The sequence below is a fragment of the Quatrionicoccus australiensis genome (genome assembly GCF_020510525.1).
Lineage (GTDB): Bacteria > Pseudomonadota > Gammaproteobacteria > Burkholderiales > Rhodocyclaceae > Azonexus > Azonexus australiensis_B.
Genome location: NZ_CP075188.1, coordinates 839,252 through 854,277 on the forward strand (window position 1 = coordinate 839,252; position 15,026 = coordinate 854,277).

Annotated in this window: 14 protein-coding genes and 1 tRNA gene; 3 read left to right on the forward strand and 12 right to left on the reverse strand. The window is 59.8% G+C overall.

The genetic code is table 11. The annotated features are described in order from the left end of the window. Positions 1-15 precede the first annotated feature (15 nt). From KI612_RS04130 to KI612_RS04165, 8 genes are read right to left on the reverse strand one after another with little or no spacing between them, the layout of a single operon-like run. Positions 16-1,221, reverse strand: a complete 1,206-nt coding sequence (locus KI612_RS04130) for a class I SAM-dependent methyltransferase (protein WP_226442571.1) — start codon at positions 1,219-1,221, stop codon at positions 16-18. Then, positions 1,218-2,297: an NAD-dependent epimerase/dehydratase family protein gene (locus KI612_RS04135; protein ID WP_226442572.1), complete on the reverse strand. Its 1,080-nt coding sequence runs from the start codon at positions 2,295-2,297 to the stop codon at positions 1,218-1,220. The genes KI612_RS04130 and KI612_RS04135 overlap by 4 nt, the downstream gene beginning before the upstream one ends. Then, positions 2,275-3,582 (reverse strand): lipopolysaccharide biosynthesis protein RfbH, encoded by a 1,308-nt coding sequence (gene rfbH / locus KI612_RS04140; RefSeq protein WP_226442573.1) that lies wholly within the window; start codon positions 3,580-3,582, stop codon positions 2,275-2,277. Before rfbH ends, KI612_RS04135 begins: the two co-directional genes overlap by 23 nt. Continuing rightward, complete coding sequence (gene rfbG, locus KI612_RS04145) at positions 3,569-4,639, reverse strand: CDP-glucose 4,6-dehydratase (protein ID WP_226442574.1); 1,071 nt, start codon at positions 4,637-4,639, stop codon at positions 3,569-3,571. Before rfbG ends, rfbH begins: the two co-directional genes overlap by 14 nt. After that, positions 4,624-5,394, reverse strand: a complete 771-nt coding sequence (gene rfbF / locus KI612_RS04150; protein WP_226442575.1) for a glucose-1-phosphate cytidylyltransferase — start codon at positions 5,392-5,394, stop codon at positions 4,624-4,626. Before rfbF ends, rfbG begins: the two co-directional genes overlap by 16 nt. 51 nt (positions 5,395-5,445) lie before the next feature. Beyond that, positions 5,446-6,909, reverse strand: coding sequence for a CYTH and CHAD domain-containing protein (locus KI612_RS04155; RefSeq protein WP_226442576.1), 1,464 nt, complete (start codon positions 6,907-6,909; stop codon positions 5,446-5,448). A gap of 8 nt (positions 6,910-6,917) precedes the next feature. Next, positions 6,918-8,831, reverse strand: a complete 1,914-nt coding sequence (locus tag KI612_RS04160) for a bifunctional diguanylate cyclase/phosphodiesterase (RefSeq protein ID WP_226442577.1) — start codon at positions 8,829-8,831, stop codon at positions 6,918-6,920. Positions 8,832-8,842: 11 nt separating this feature from the next. Further along, positions 8,843-9,523, reverse strand: a complete 681-nt coding sequence (locus KI612_RS04165; protein ID WP_226442578.1) for a transglutaminase-like cysteine peptidase — start codon at positions 9,521-9,523, stop codon at positions 8,843-8,845. Positions 9,524-9,673: 150 nt separating this feature from the next. Here KI612_RS04165 and KI612_RS04170 point away from each other — a divergent pair, with 150 nt between their 5' ends. Continuing rightward, positions 9,674-10,531, forward strand: a complete 858-nt coding sequence (locus tag KI612_RS04170) for an amino acid ABC transporter substrate-binding protein (protein ID WP_226442579.1) — start codon at positions 9,674-9,676, stop codon at positions 10,529-10,531. Positions 10,532-10,595: 64 nt separating this feature from the next. Here the strand turns inward: KI612_RS04170 and KI612_RS04175 are convergent, their stop codons facing one another. Next, positions 10,596-11,225 (reverse strand): YbhB/YbcL family Raf kinase inhibitor-like protein, encoded by a 630-nt coding sequence (locus KI612_RS04175; protein ID WP_226442580.1) that lies wholly within the window; start codon positions 11,223-11,225, stop codon positions 10,596-10,598. A gap of 13 nt (positions 11,226-11,238) precedes the next feature. After that, the gene (gene murJ / locus KI612_RS04180; protein ID WP_226442581.1) at positions 11,239-12,789 is read right to left on the reverse strand and encodes a murein biosynthesis integral membrane protein MurJ; all 1,551 of its coding nucleotides are present in this window, start codon (positions 12,787-12,789) and stop codon (positions 11,239-11,241) included. 152 nt (positions 12,790-12,941) lie between these two features. Here murJ and KI612_RS04185 point away from each other — a divergent pair. Further along, positions 12,942-13,017 (forward strand) — tRNA-Thr (locus KI612_RS04185). Positions 13,018-13,339: 322 nt separating this feature from the next. Continuing rightward, a complete protein-coding gene (locus KI612_RS04190) occupies positions 13,340-13,591 on the forward strand; it encodes a transcriptional regulator (protein ID WP_226442582.1) in 252 nt (83 codons plus the stop codon). A 102-nt stretch (positions 13,592-13,693) separates the two neighbouring features. On the opposite strand, the gene KI612_RS04195 is transcribed toward KI612_RS04190, so the two are convergent. Both KI612_RS04195 and KI612_RS04200 read right to left on the reverse strand, forming a co-directional pair. Further along, entirely contained in the window at positions 13,694-14,665 is a 972-nt protein-coding gene (locus KI612_RS04195; protein ID WP_226442583.1) for a diguanylate cyclase, read from the reverse strand. A 74-nt stretch (positions 14,666-14,739) separates the two neighbouring features. Beyond that, a complete protein-coding gene (locus tag KI612_RS04200; protein ID WP_226442584.1) occupies positions 14,740-14,928 on the reverse strand; it encodes a hypothetical protein in 189 nt (62 codons plus the stop codon). Between the last annotated feature and the right edge of the window lie 98 nt (positions 14,929-15,026).

Sequence of the window (15,026 nt, forward strand, 5' to 3'; positions counted from 1 at the left end):
AGTTCCCAAGAGTTTTTAAGCTGCGGCAGGAAGCACGATTTCACCCATATAACCCAAGCTGCGGATGCGTGCGCAAATTTCCTCGCTATGCAATGCGGCGGCGACGACGATCACCGTATCTGGCATGAGGTTGCTCAGCCCGGTTTCGGGGGCGGAGATGGTTGTGCCCGCAAATTGCCGCCCCTGTTTGTTGCTGTCCTGGTCGACGATGGCGACGATACGGCATTGCCTCAGCGGGGAGTCCTCGAGCAGTCGTTGGGCGTAAGAGCCCGCTCCCCACAGCAATACCGGACGGCGTTCGTGGGCCAGTGCTTCCAGTGCAGGGTAACTTGCCGCTTGTCGCGACTGCTCGATGTAGGCACGCACTAGTTCGGCTAGTGGCGGCGGTTGGGCCGGCAGCGACGGCATCGCGTTCGCATCCGCTTCGAACAACGCCCAGGCTGCTGGATAGCTACGTTGGTTCGGCAGGGCGATGTCGGTTTCGCCGCCCGCAATGACTTTGAAGCCGTGAAATCGGGCTAGTACGCCTAGTGTCTCCCGGCTGAAGTGGTTGATGTGCTCGCTGTCGAAGTAATAGAAAGGGACTGCAGGGTGGTCTACATAGTGGCTGGCGTCGGGCACTTCGACATAGAGCAGGCCCCTTGGAGCAAGGCGAGAATGCAGGCGTTTCAGCGGGGTGCTAACGTCGAGCAGATGTTCGAGGACGTGAGAAAGGATGATCACGTCGAATGGCTCCTGGTCGGGCAGACTGTCTGGATCTGACAGAACGCCGCGGCTAGCCTGGATGCCTGCCGACTGAAGATGGGTGACACAAACCTGTGACGGGTCCACCCCGTACAGGTTAACAAAACCGTGTTGGCGCAGAACTTTCAGGATGCCGCCCCGTGCGCAGCCGATGTCCAGAATACGGGCGCTCTTGTCGAATAGGTGGGGCAACAGGCGGCCTGCCGTATCTGCAATACGTGTTGCGTCTAGTTCGGAGTCGCCCCCGCCGGTTGCAACACCAGGGTCTTCGTAGTGCGAGAAATCGCTGTAATAACGGTCGTAATCGACTTGTGATGCGCGTGTGTCGGCGTGTACACCACCGCAGTGCGGGCAGGCAACGATAGTGTAGCCAGGGGGCAGAGGGCTGTTTTCCGGTAGCGTGAAGCGCATCGGATGCAGAGGCGTGGCTTCGTTGCTACCGCAGAGCGGGCAGGGGCGGTGGGCAGTGTCGGTCACAAAGCTTCCTTGTGCCAGGCTAGGGTCTTGTCGATACCGTCAGCCAGGGAAATCCAGGAGGATAGCCCGAGTTCTAGGCGGGTGCGGTTTGTATCCGGGACATACGCTTGACGTGCCCGGTTGTGATCAAGGGGCGTGCGAATTTCGACGGGCAGGATCGGGGTGTTGTTTGCCGCGATCAGGTGCGCCAAGTCGGCAATTGAGATCGCTTGTTCTGAACCGACGTTGTAAGGGTGGCAGCTTTGACCGGCCACCATAATGCGCATCAGCCAGATCACCAGGTCGGCAGCGTAGAGATAGGAGCGTAGCGGCTGACCGTCGCCTTCTATCTGGATCGGTCGTCTTTCAAGGGCGTCGCCAATGAAGTTGCCGATGGCGAAATGTGCATCGAGAGGCAGGTGTGGACCGACGAAGGCAAAACAACGGGCGATCTTGATCTCGATGCCGCTCTGCTGTGCGGCAATGGCGCATAGCAGTTCGGATAGGCGTTTGCCCTCCGCGTAGGCAGAATGCGCGGAAAGGCAATTTGGAGCACCGGCATACGTTTCCGGAATGCCGGGCAGTTCAGACGGTTGTGGGCCGTACACCGCGCCGGAACTGGTCAGCAGGAGTTTTCGTGTGCCATGCTGCTCGGCAAATTCGAGCACCCGCTCGGTTCCCCGAACGATGGTGTCCAGCATTTTTTGGGGGCGGGTTACGTTCAGTTGGGCACTGGCCGCCGTCGCCGCGTGAATGATGTGACTGAAAGAGCCCGTGGGGAAGGCAAAATCGGTGATGTCGCCGGTGAGCCAATGAATGCCAGGAGCGTTGGCTAGATGAGGTGAGCGCCGGGCAAATGCGGCCGGATCCCGGCTTAAAATCCAAGCTTCTATATTCGTTCCAAGTAACTGGTTGGCGGCAGTCAGCGCTTCCAGTAACCAGGTTCCGAAAAAGCCGGTTCCGCCTGTGATAAACACACGCTCTCCGCTCAGCGCGAGCCAGTCCGCTTCTCCGTGGGAAAAAATGTGGTCCAGATCGGCCCTGGCAACGGGAGGCAGGTGGCTCATCGTCGGTTTAGCGGCCGCAGAACAGGTCAAGCGACTCTGCTGTGTGATCGAGAGCCTCCTGCCCAAGGCCTGGCCACAGACCCAGCCAGAAGGTCTGGTTCATGATGCGGTCTGCTTGCTCGAGATTGCCAGCGACGCGGTAATGGCGACCAGCCATGTACGGTTGGCGGGTGACATTGCCGGCAAACAATAGACGCGTACCGATTTTTTGTTGATCAAGGTAACGAATCAGTTCTAGGCGATTAAACGGCGCATCATTTGCAAGTGTGATTGGATAGCCGAACCATGAAGGAGCGCTACCGGAAGTTGCAATTGGCAGCATCAGGTGCGCGATGCCGCCCAGTTGGCTGCTCAGATAGGTGAAGTTGCGGCGGCGGGCCGCGACAAACTCGTCAATCCTGTCCAGTTGCGCCAGCCCGATCGCCGCTTGCATGTCGGTAATCTTCAGGTTGTAGCCGAGATGCGAATAGACGTATTTGTGGTCGTAGCCGGCTGGCAGGTCGCCGAGTTGCCAGTCGAAGCGCTTGCCGCAGGTGTTGTCGCAGCCGGGATTGCACCAGCAGTCACGGCCCCAGTCGCGGAATGATTCGACGATGCGCTTTAGTTGGGGGTCGGCGGTGAACACGGCACCACCTTCGCCCATCGTGATGTGGTGGGCCGGGTAGAAGGAGAGGGTGGCTAGGTGGCCGAAGGTGCCGACTTTTTTGCCGCGATAGGTCGAGCCGAGTGCGTCGCAGCAGTCTTCGATCAGCCAGAGATTGTGACGGTCGGCGATGGCACGGATTTCTTCGACGGCAAAGGGGTTGCCCAGCGTGTGGGCGAGCATGATGGCCCGGGTCTTGTCACTGATCGCAGCTTCGATGGTTTCCGGCAGCGGGTTGTAGGTCGGGATATGCGAGTCGACAAAAACCGGAACCAGGTTGTTCTGCAAAATAGGGTTGACCGTCGTCGGGAAGCCCGCAGCCGCTGTAATGACTTCATCGCCCGGCTTGAGGGCGCGCTCGCCGAGAAGCGGCGAGGTCAGCGCGGTCAATGCCAGCAGATTGGCGCTGGAACCCGAGTTGCAGGTCAGGACATGCGGTACGCCGAGATAGGCGGCGAGCTTTTTCTCGAAAGCATCATTGAAGCGGCCGGTGGTCAGCCAGGCGTCGAGCGAGGCATCGACCAAGTTGACCAGTTCCTCTGGGCCGAGCACCTTGCCGGAGGGCGGGATGGCTGATTTGCCGGGAACAAAGGGCTGCGGCGCGAGCTTTTTTTCGGCATAGGCGCGAACCTGTTCCAGCAGCGAAGCGCGTTCGGTATCAAACTCTGACATGGTTGCTGAATTCATTGATCTGTTGAAGGGTGACATCCCGCATATTGGCACCGGTCAACCAGGTTTTATGCCAGGAAATGGTTGCCGCGAGGGCTTCGTCAAGCGAGAGGCGCGACTTCCAGCCCAGTTGCTCTCTGGCCAGCGAGGAGTCGAGGCGCAACAGGCCCGCTTCGTGCGGGAAGTTCGATGTTTCCGGTGCCCAGTTGGCATCGCCCCCCCAGAGCGAACTCATGCGGGTGGCAATTGCACCAGTGCTAAGGCAGTCGGCATCGCCAGGGCCGAAGTTCCAGGCGCCAACGAGGTGCGGGTTGCTGACCAGCCGTTCGGCCAGTATCAGATAGCCGGCAAGTGGTTCCAGTACATGCTGCCAGGGGCGGATTGCGGCGGGGTTGCGCAACTGGGCCGGGCGGGAGGCTGCAAAGGCGGCCAGCAGATCGGGAATCAGCCGGTTGGCAGACCAGTCGCCACCACCGAAGACGTTACCGGCCCGGGCGCTGGCAAGCGCAATGCCGGCCGTTGCCAGGAATGACTGGCGATAGGCTGCCGTCACCAGCTCGGCGCAGGCCTTGCTGCTGCTGTAGGGATCATGGCCACCCAGTGCTTCGTTTTCCCGATAGGGCCAGGACCACTCCTTGTTCTCGTAACATTTGTCGCTGGTGACGACGACGACCGCCTGGACGCCCGGGGTGTTGCGTACCGCTTCGAGAAGGTTTGCCGTGCCCTGAACATTGGTCGCATATGTGCCCAGCGGGTCGCGATAACCTTCGCCGACCAGGGCCTGGGCCGCCAGATGGATAACGATCCGGGGCTGGCTGGCGCTCAGTGCTTGCTGCAGGTGCATCTGGTCACGAATGTCGCCGATGACCGAATGCATGCCATGGCCGACATCTGCAATGTTGAACAGGTTGGGCTGTGTATTGGGCTCCAGGGCGTAGCCGGTCAGTTCGGCCCCCATTTGCTGCAACCACAGGGAAAGCCAGCTGCCCTTGAAGCCGGTATGTCCGGTAACAAAAACCCGCTTGCCAGACCAGAATGCAGGATTTACCACGTTTTCCATGGTGCCTTGCCGGATTGCCAGAGTTCTTCGAGCAGATTCTTGTCGCGCAGGGTATCCATCGGCTGCCAGAATCCGTGGTGTTTCCAGACGGAGAGCTGTTTCTGGCTGGCCAGGGATTCCAGCGGGCTGGATTCCCACGGGATGTTGTCCCCATCAATCAGATCGATGACGCTCGGAGAGAGAACGAAAAATCCGGCATTAATCATTCCTTCGCTGCCATGTGGTTTTTCGTTGAAACGGCTGACCGTCGTGCCGTTGATTTCGAGCATGCCGAAGCGTCCGGGCGGTGTTGCTGCCGTCACGGTGGCAAGAGTTCCCTGCTGGCGATGGAATGCGATGCTCGCCGAGATGTCGATGTCGCCAACACCATCGCCGTAGGTAAAACAGAATTCCGATTCGCCTTGCAGGTATTTGCGGACTCTCTTCAAACGTCCGCCGGTTTGTGTGTTTTCTCCGGTGTCGACCAGTGTGATGCGCCATGGCTCGGCATGACGTTCATGCACCTCCATCTGGTTATTGCTGAGGTCGAAAGTGACGTCGGAGGTATGCAAAAAATAATTGGCAAAATATTCCTTGATCACATAGCCGCGGTAACCCAGGCAAATGATGAAGTCGTTGATGCCATGCGCCGCGTAGGTTTTTAGGATGTGCCAGATGATCGGCTTGCCGCCGATCTCGATCATGGGTTTCGGTTTCAGGTGCGATTCTTCGCTGATCCGGGTGCCCAATCCACCTGCAAGGATGACGGCTTTCACGTTTTGTATCGTTTCACTGGTGTGCGCAGGGGGGCAATTGTATCTGCAATTTCAAAGCCCCCGTATGGCCAGCCAGGTTTCCAGCGTTTCCGGCAATTCGCCGATCAGCAGTGCATGCCGGCCTGCCACCCAGCCGTGAATCGGGCCGTGGGGGCGTTTGCCGAGCGCTTCCTGGAGCAGTTCTTCGGCGGTGATGTGATCGTTGATCAGACCGAGTTCGTCCTGCAACTGGCTGAGTGCCGCGAGGTAGGAACTGAGTTTTCTTTTGGGCAGCAGCGGCTCGAAAAACTCCAGTGAGTAGCGCAGTTTTTTGAAACAGATGCGCATCTGGTGGCGTTCGGTCGACGTCAGTTCGGCATGCCTTTTCGCCAGTTTCCTGGCTTTTCTTGTGTGGCTGGCGACGCGGCTGGCGACGAAGTCGGGCAGCGGGGTGGGCAGTACGTCGCCCAATGCATAGATGGCGGCGGTGAACTCGACCAGCAGGCGCGGATATTCGCGCCCGGCCAGAATGCGGGTGATCGCCTGGCGGGCCGCCTTGGCGCGGCGGCGGGCGGCGTTACGCAGTTGCTTGATGTCGCGATTGTCCGGGAAGGCGGTTTGGATCGGGGGCAGCGTTTCCGTCAGGAAAACATCCCAGTTGCGTGCGTCGCCCAGCGCGCTGGCCAGTGTTTTCCAGGTTTGCCCGTAGGCGCTGACGAATTGTGCCGGCAGGACTGGCGCGAAGAGCTTGATTGCCGAGCGCAGGCGGCGCAGCGCGACGCGCGCCTGGTGTACGAACTCAAGATCGTTGCCGCTCAGCAGGCCGGGTTCGTTGCGCTGGAAATGTTCCAGGCAGCCGAGTGCAATCTGGCGGAAGGCTTCGACCGGCGTCAGCTCGGGCGTCAGGGGCGCGGTTTTGGCGCGGAAGGGGCGTAACGGGGTGTTGGTAAACAGGTTGTAGCCGCGCTCCGCCTTGCTGGCAATGGCGGGTATGAGGTTGAGGTCTTCCTGCAACTGCCGGGTCAGGCCGAAAATGTCTTCGACGGTGCCGCGCAGCAGTTCCAGCTCGATTTCGCAGATCGGCGTGCTCTTGCCGCGGCTTTCAATGCTGCCGCGGTCGACTGCCAGTTCGATCAGCGATTCACCGAAAGGCACGTGCCAGATCTGACGGCGGAAATCGGTGGTGAATACGGGTTCGAGATGTTCGGTGGCATCTTCGAGAAAATGCCGCAGTTCGTCGTTGTCGACGTGGCTGAAGTTGAAATTGCCCGGCGTGGCTTCGGTTTCCCATTCGCTGCGCATGGCGAGGCCGCCGCTGGCCGGTTCGGCCGATTTCACGGTGAGCAGCCACTGCCAGCCCTTCTGGCGAAAGCGGATGGCGATCCGGCGGGCGTGCAGTTGCAACTCCGGTGTGTCGAAATAGGTGTTGAGCAGATGCTGCTTTTGCGGCGTGATATCCGCCAGTAGCGGATGGCTGCCGAGTTGTTTGGCTGCTTTGGGTGTCAGTTGCAGCTTGAGTTCGATTTCTGTGCTCATGGTTTTCTTCAGTTGCGCGGAATGGCCGGGCCGGTGGCGCCGTCAAAGCCGAGGGCGGGGAGCATGGCGAGTTCGGCCGGTGTTTGCACGCTCTCGGCGATGACCGTCAGGCCGATGTTATGGGCAATGCTGCACAAACCCTTGAGGAAGGCCTGGTTGCCGGGTTGGCTGTCGATGGCGCGGATGAAGCTGCCATCGACTTTCAGGTAGTCGAGTCCGATGTCGTGCAGGCGGCCGATTTCGCTGAACTGGCGACCAAAGTGTTCGATGCCGAGGCGGCAGCCGAATGGGCGCAGCGAGTTGCAGAATGCCTGGAACTCTTCGAAATGCTGGAAGGCGCCGATTTCAGGAACTTCCAGCCAGAGGCGTGGCGCCAGGTCCTTGCGGGCGCTGATCAGGGCTTGCAGGCTGCTGCGGAAGGCCGGGCTCAAAATCGACTCGCCGGAGAGGTTGACCGCTACGGCCGGCGTCCCGGCGGCAATCCGGTCCAGTGCCAGGCGGGCGACCGCGAGGTCGAGTTCACTGGTCATCGCGAGGCGTGAGGCCATCGGCATGAAGCTGCCGGCTGCCAGCCATTCGCCGTTTTCGCTGGCCTGCAGGCGCAGCGGACATTCCAGGTGCAGCAACTGGCCGCCGTTGGCGGCCACCGGGAATTCAATCAGGCGCAGGCGATGCATTTCGATGGCGCCTTCGAGCAGTTTCTTCCAGTCCGCATTCGAGGTCGCAATCTGTTCGCAGCCGCTTTCGGCGCGACACCAGGCCAGTCCGCTCTGGCCTTCCGCCGAGGCCAGGGCGGCATCGATATGCGAGAGCAGGTTGCCGATGCTCTGGCCGTGCTGGTAGGTGCCGCTGGCCAGGTGGGCGATGCGCTCGCCTTCGATCAGCCCGGCAGAAGACAGGTCGCGCATGACATGCAGCAGCTTTTCGGCAGCTTCGCTCGGGTCGGAGAGGCCGGGCAGCAGGACGGCAAAGTCGGCGCCATTCAGGCGGGCCGCCGCGGCGTTCGGGCGGCTACCGGCAATCTCGGCAAAGGCGCTGCCGATCCGGCGCAACAACTCGTCGGCGGTTTCACGGCCGGCCCGCTTGTTGATGCCGGCGAGGTCGGCGATGCGCAGCATCAGCAGGCTGCCGCTGGTCGCAGCGTCGTCATTGCTCAAGGCAACTTCCAGCTGGTTGAGGAAGAAGGCGCGGTTGGCCAGCCCGGTCAGGCTGTCCAGCGTCGCTTCCTGGCGCACTTGTTCGAGGCGGGCGGCTTCTTCGGCAAACATCGCCTTGAGGCGTTCGACCATGGCATTCATGGCGCTGGCGAGGCTTTTCAGTTCCGGGGTTTCGGGAACCTGAATGCTGACGAAACGCCGCTCGCTGATCGCGCGTGCCTGCCCCACCACAGCATCGAGCGGGCGCTTGATGCGGCGCAACAGTTGCATGCCGAGCAGTCCCATGCCGATGCCGCCGAGCAGGAACCAGAAGAGCAGCTTGATGCCGCCTTCCCAGAGCTCGCGATAAGCGAAGCGGCTGTGACTGACCAGCTCGATGGTGCCGAACTGGTTCCAGCCGGATGAAACCTGGGCCATGCCGGGGCGCGACTCGATCGGGAAAAGACGGACGAACCATTCGGGAACCGTACCGGCCATCGGCGAGCTGGTCTTTTCGATCACCGTTTTGCCTTCCGGATCGACCAGGCTGACCCGAGCATATTGCCCGCTGTCGAACACGGCCGCGACCTGCAGTTCGATGGTGACCGGATCCTTGTCCAGTTGCGACATCGACAAGGCGAGCGAGGCGGCATTGTCGTTGTTCTTGACCGCCAGTTGCTGTTCCAGATACTGGCGGGCAGTGAACATGCTGACGACAAAACTGCCGGCAAAGGCGATGACGGTGCTGGCAATGACGGCGAGCCAGAGCTGGCGGAAAAGGGACATGGCGAATTACCTCACTGGAAGCCTTCGGCGCGAGCGCGAGCCAGCAAATCCTGCCAGCGCGAGAGATTGCTCTGGCTGGACTGATTGCCGGTGCCTTGCCAAAGCCCCGAACTGTTGAAACTGAAAATGGGTGAGAGATCGCTGCGGCGCGACGCCGGGCGAATCTCGGGAACAAGGTTGTCGAGCACGAGCGGGTCGGCGCTCGGCGACGCGTAATAGACCAGCACCATGTGCGCCTGCTGCACCGGGCCATTGACACCGTTGAGCAGCGCCTTGACGTAGACCAGGCGAAGTTTGGCGACCGGGATGCCGAGGTTGAGCAGGGAATAGTACTTGCCGATCGAGAAATCTTCACAGTCGCCGCGGCCCTGGCCGATGAACTCCATCGGCGTCGCCCAGTAGTCGGATTGGCCCCAGACGCTGAAATCGTCATCGAAAGCGACACGGCGGTTGAAAAAGTCATTCACGCGGCGCAGCTTTTCGGCTTCGGATGTGCCTTGGCCATTGCCAAGCATCTGGCGCCATTCGTCAAAGCGGGCGCTGGCCCATTGATTGTTGAAGCGAGCGCTCAGGGCCTGTTGCAGACGGTCGAAGTCGAGCCCGGCGCCGGCCGTCAGACTGAGTGAACAGACGATGGCAAAGAGGGCGGTCAGGACGAGCAGGCGGAGGGAGTCGAGCGGTTGTTTTGCCAAGTCGGAAAGGCTGCCAGAGTCGATTAGCCAAAGCGGCGAATTTACACGGAATACTTGCAAACGGCTCCAATATAATCCCGGCAAATGTTACCTTGCTCGACCATGAATACCAATAAACTTCTTGTCTGTGCATTTCTGGCTTGCCTTGCCATGGTTTCTGCCGTGGCGGCCGATGAGCCGGTCCGTCCGGTCGGGCCGACGCAAGCCAAGGTGGCGGCCCGTCAGGTTCTGTATGTCGGTTATCGGGAGGAGGCGTTGCCCTTTTCCTACCTGGTGCCTGGACATGCGGAGCCGGTCGGCTACATGTGGGATGTTTGTACGAGTGTTTTTGCTGCCGTGCGTGCGGTGGCTGGCAATGCAGTCCGGGTGGTGCCGATTTCCGTCACCGAGAACGCCCGCACGATGATGCTGAAAACCGGCATCACGGATCTTGATTGCGGTGGTGCCGGCAATACGGTGGCACGCCAGAAGCAGGTCGATCTGTCGTATAACGTCTATGTCAGCGAAATCAAGATCATGGTTCGCAAGGAATCCGGGATCGGCAGTTTCGAGCAACTTGCCGGGCGCAAGCTGGTGACGCTGGCCGGCGGTTCGGCCGAACGTCACGTCAAGCATGCCGCGCTGGGCAGCAACATCACCTTCGTCCATCTACTGGCCGGCACGCCGCAGGAGGCGATGACTCAGCTGGCGCAGGGCGAGGCCGATGCCTTTGCGGCTGATGATGTGGTCCTCGCGGCGCAGCGGGCAGCCAGTCCGGGCAATTTTGTCATCCTCGAAACAGCCTTGGCCAGGGAGCCTTACGCGATCATGTTGCCCAAGGATGATGCGGCATGGAAAAAGCTGGTCGACGACACCCTGGTCGGGTTGATGCAGAGCGGCGAGCTGGAGCGGATCTACGAAAAATGGTTCCTGAATCCGATACCGCCGCTAGGCCACAGCCTGGCATTGCCGATGTCGCCTTCGCTGAAGGCGGCGATTCAGGCGCCGGGCGACGTACCGGTCAACTGAGAGAAACAGGCAAAAAAGGCCATGTCGCGAGTTGCGGCATGGCCTTTTCTGATTGGTCCGGAACTCAGGCGAGCAGCGCCGGATTCAAGGTGTAAGTTGCGCTCAGGCTGCCCTGCGCAAGGATGTGCCCGGCGATGGCCTGGCGTACCTCGGGCCCGCCAAACTTGCCGGTGAGCGGCAATTTGTCGATATCCAGCGCGTAGACCGTAAAAATGTAGCGATGGATGATTTCATCGTTCCATGGCGGGCAGGGACCATCGTAGCCGTAGTAGTCGCCGCGCATGTCATTGTCGCCGGCAAACCAGTCGGTGTAGTTGTTGATGCCCTGCCGGCTGTCATGCGGGGCCTGCGGCCCTGATTTGCCGCGCGGCGTCACTTCCTTGCTGAATTCGCCTTCTGAAATCGCGTTGACCGTTGGCGGCAGGTCGATTAGTACCCAGTGAAAGAAATCAACGCGCGGCAAGCTGGCCGGAACCGTCCTGCCTTCCTGGTTGACGTCGTCGCCCTGGCTCGGTACGTCGGGGTCGTGACAAATCAGCGCAAAGGAACGGGTGCCTGATGGCGCATCGGTCCACGCCAGTTGCGGGTTCAAGTTGCTGCCCAGGCAGACATGGTGCGCCGGGTCGGCAATGCAGAAGGAAAACTCGCCCGGCATGCGTTGTCCATCGGTGAAGCTGGTGCTGGTCAGTTTCATGCATGCATCTCCTTTATTCGGCAGCCCGACGCTTGAAGTCGCGCAGGCGGAAGCCAAGTAGCCATAGTGTAGCGAAATAGGCGCCGGCGCCAAGCGGCACCAGCCAGGCGAGGTGGCTGATGCGTGCCAGCAGGTTGCCGTGCAGCCAGTCGCTGTCCTGCCCCTGGCCTGCCCACAGCGCACCCGCCATCACCGCCATGGCAATGCCCAGCTTGACGATGAAGACGGTCCACCCCGGCTGTGGCACAAAAATGCCCTGCTGGCACAGGCCGCGGTAGAGCAGTGCGGCATTCAGACAGGCAGCAAGGCCGATCGACAGTGCCAGACCGGCATGTTCCAGCCAACCGATAAAGGCAAGATTCATCACTTGTGTTGCCAATAGCGAAATCAGCGCGATGCGTACCGGGGTGCGGACATTCTGGCGGGCGTAAAAACCCGGTGCCAGCACCTTGACCAGAATCAGCCCGGTCAGGCCGACGGAGTATGCAACCAGCGCATTCCGGGTGTTGAAGACATCACTGGCGAGAAATGCGCCGTGGAAAAACAGGGTGGCAATCAGGGGGACGGCCAGCATGGCCAGTGCCAGCGCGGCTGGTGCGGCGAGCAGCAGGGTCAGGCGCAGGCCCCAGTCGAGCAGCTTGGAATATTCTTCATGGTTTTCGCTGGCGTGATAGCGCGACAGCGACGGCAGCAAAATGGTGCCCAGCGTTGCGCCCAGCATGCCGGATGGAAACTCCATCAGGCGATCGGCGTAATACAGCCAGGAAACGCTGCCGCTCTGCAGGAATGAGGCGAAAACCGTATTGATCAGCAAACTGATCTGGGATACCGAAACCCCAACCAGGGCGGGTGCCATCAGTTTCGTGATGCGGCGTACGCCGGGGTCGGCCCAGGCGGCTCGCCAGTCGAGCGAAATGCGCGGCAGCATGGCGATTTTCTTTAGCGCGGGGATCTGCAGCAGAAGTTGCAGCAGGCCGCCAAGAAACACGGCCCAGGCAAGTGCCAGGACCGGTGGGTCGAAATAAGGCGCGGCGAACAGCGCCATGAAAATGAAGGTCAGGTTGAGCAGAACCGGTGTGAAGGCAGGGATCGCAAAACGGCTCCAGCTGTTGAGGATGCCGCCGGCGAGCGCGACCAGCGACATGAACAGGATGTAGGGAAAAGTAATGCGAGTCAGCGTGACCGTCAGTTCGAACTTGCCGGGAACGGCAGTGAACCCTGCTGCGGACAGCCAGACCAGCGCTGGGGCAGCAATGATGCCGATGGCGGTGACGATGAACAGTGCAATGGACAGCATGCTGGCAACGTGATCGACCAGGGTGCGGGTGTCCGCTTCGCCGCGCTTGTTCTTGTATTCACCGAGTATCGGTACGAAGGCTTGCGAAAAAGCGCCCTCTGCAAACATCCGGCGCAGCAGGTTGGGAAGCTTGAAAGCGACAAAAAATGCATCGGTGGCCAGGCCGGCACCAAAGGCCCGGGCGATGACGAAATCCCGGACGAAGCCGAGAATGCGGGAGAGCAGGGTCATGCCACTGACCGTGGCCAGGGCGCGCAATAAATTCATGGATGCTTGGGTACCGGAATGCCAGGCGGCAATTGTACGCTGAGCGCCTGTTTCCGGTCGGCGCAGCAAAAGCCTGAGGGGGGATGTGCTGATTTGCCTGCCAAACTGTTGCCCGGGCTGTTTTCCTGCTGTACAATCCGCGGCCTTGGTTTGCCGCTTTAGCTCAGTTGGTAGAGCAGTTCATTCGTAATGAAAAGGTCGCCAGTTCGATTCCGGCAAGCGGCACCATCTTGATCAAGCCCACTTTTAGTGGGCTTTTTCATTTCTGCATGCGGCAATGTCGCGCTTGCGTCTATCCGGTCACGATAAAAATTGTTATAATCCACCACTTGCTGCGCTTGTGGTGAGGGTTTTTTGTGTTAAGAAAACCTTTTCTGCTCTGGTGGATCGAGGGTTCGGTTCGGGTTGGCAGCACGAAAACGATTCAAGCATTCAGCCTCGGTCGCGCCGGGGCTTTTTGCTTTTGGGCCTTGCATCTTCTTCTGGTGCAGCCTGTTTCGTCAATTTTGACGGCGGATAGTTGATCGGCGTCTTTGTAAAGGTTTTGACTATGCACTCCGACGCAATTCTCACCCATCTGAAAAAACACGGCCAACTGCTTGATGCCGATATCGCGGCAAAAACCGGGATCGCGCTTGCCGACGTACGTACCTGTCTGCAGGAACTCTCTGCCCAGAAGGCCATTTCCATGTGCAGCATGACCGTATTCAAGAATGGCGAAGCCATTGAAGGCCTGTTCTGTCGTGTTGCCGGTTACATGCCGTCCGCAGCGCCTGGCAGAAAGCCTGGCGTCAAGACCTGATTTGCGTCGGCTGCAGGCTGTGGATGGCTTGCAGCACGCTTTTGCAGGATTTGTGATTTGATTGATCGTCGAACCGGATTTTCCGGTTCGCGATACTGGTGCCTAAAGGGCGTGGTCGAACTGCTTGGGTAATCCAATCTGGTTCCGGCCGGCCCGCTTGGCGGCATAAAGGTTGGCGTCGGCCGAGTGCAATAGATCGAACGCGGGTTGGTCGGCGTTCGGCCTGGCTGTTGCGATACCAAAGCTACATGAAACGTGGCCGCCTATTCCCTTTTCGTGGGGAATTCGCAACTCGCGCGCCGAGCGCAGCATGCGCCGGGCAACGGAAAGGGCGCCGCAGGCGTCCGTGCCGGGCAGGATGGCGGCAAACTCCTCGCCGCCATAGCGGGCAACCATATCTTCGACGCGGAACAGCGATTCGTTCAGTGAGCTGGCGATGGCCCGCAGGCAGGAGTCCCCGGCCTGGTGTCCGTAGATGTCGTTGAATTGCTTGAAAAAATCCACGTCGCCGATGACGATGCTCAGCGGGCTCTCCAGTCTGATGCAGCGCTTCCATTCAGTGCTCAGCGTCTCATCGAAGTGGCGGCGGTTGGGAATGCCGGTCAGGCTGTCCAGGAATGATATTTCCCGCAACTTGCGGTGGGCGTCGTGCAGTTCTTCCTGCATGGCCACGATGCGCAACATGGCGCGTACTTTGGCGAGCAGAACGACTTCCGATACCGGTTTGTAAAGAAAGTCATCGCCGCCGGCAAGAATGCCTTGCGCCAAAACATCTTCATCCGTGACTGCGGAGAGGAAAATGATGGGTGTCCATCTCGATAACCCGAGGTGCTGGGTGTTCTGTTCGGTTTCGCGGATGGCTCTGGCTATCGAAATGCCCTGCGTGTCGGGTTGGGCGACATCAAGCAGGACCAGGCTGGGCGAGTGCTGGCGAAACATCTGCAATGCCTCGCTACCGGTCGACGCCCCCAAAAGCTCGATTTCCGGAAGCTGGGCCAGACATTCGCAGATCAGTGCCCGGTTTCTCGCGGAGGGTTCAACGACCAGTACGATCAGTCTGTCTTTGTCGTGCATTGCCTGACTGTGGGTGTCTGAAGGAAATCCTGTTCATCATACACTTTTCAGGCGAAAGACTGTCCCACCCTGCTTTAGTTGATCCGGTTTGTCTCGATGCCGGTTTCGCTAATGCCGCTTTGTTCGGCGAAATAGCCACACAAGGGGCAGATGCGGTTGGGCGGGCAGGCATGCTCGCGGGCGCATTCGGCTTGGGTTTCATCGGTCAGGACCATTTCACGAACGGCTTCACAGCGAGCGATGGGGGAATCGAATATGGACATTTTCTTCTCCTTTGAGGTGGCTGGTGTGCTTTGTTGTGACTATTCAAGTCTAGGTCTTGATTGCCTTGATTGCCAATGGCATCGGGATTTTTTGTCAG

What these genes read in the sequence shown, in the direction of transcription:
- rfbH (WP_226442573.1), bottom strand. Translation starts at nt 3,582, where the DNA reads ATGTCAGAGTTTGATACCGAACGCGCTTCGCTGCTGGAACAGGTTCGC.
- rfbG (WP_226442574.1), bottom strand. Translation starts at nt 4,639, where the DNA reads ATGGAAAACGTGGTAAATCCTGCATTCTGGTCTGGCAAGCGGGTTTTT.
- KI612_RS04155 (WP_226442576.1), bottom strand. Translation starts at nt 6,909, where the DNA reads ATGAGCACAGAAATCGAACTCAAGCTGCAACTGACACCCAAAGCAGCC.
- KI612_RS04160 (WP_226442577.1), bottom strand. Translation starts at nt 8,831, where the DNA reads ATGTCCCTTTTCCGCCAGCTCTGGCTCGCCGTCATTGCCAGCACCGTC.
- KI612_RS04170 (WP_226442579.1), top strand. Translation starts at nt 9,674, where the DNA reads ATGGTTTCTGCCGTGGCGGCCGATGAGCCGGTCCGTCCGGTCGGGCCG.
- KI612_RS04175 (WP_226442580.1), bottom strand. Translation starts at nt 11,225, where the DNA reads ATGAAACTGACCAGCACCAGCTTCACCGATGGACAACGCATGCCGGGC.
- murJ (WP_226442581.1), bottom strand. Translation starts at nt 12,789, where the DNA reads ATGAATTTATTGCGCGCCCTGGCCACGGTCAGTGGCATGACCCTGCTC.
- KI612_RS04190 (WP_226442582.1), top strand. Translation starts at nt 13,340, where the DNA reads ATGCACTCCGACGCAATTCTCACCCATCTGAAAAAACACGGCCAACTG.
- KI612_RS04195 (WP_226442583.1), bottom strand. Translation starts at nt 14,665, where the DNA reads ATGCACGACAAAGACAGACTGATCGTACTGGTCGTTGAACCCTCCGCG.
- KI612_RS04200 (WP_226442584.1), bottom strand. Translation starts at nt 14,928, where the DNA reads ATGTCCATATTCGATTCCCCCATCGCTCGCTGTGAAGCCGTTCGTGAA.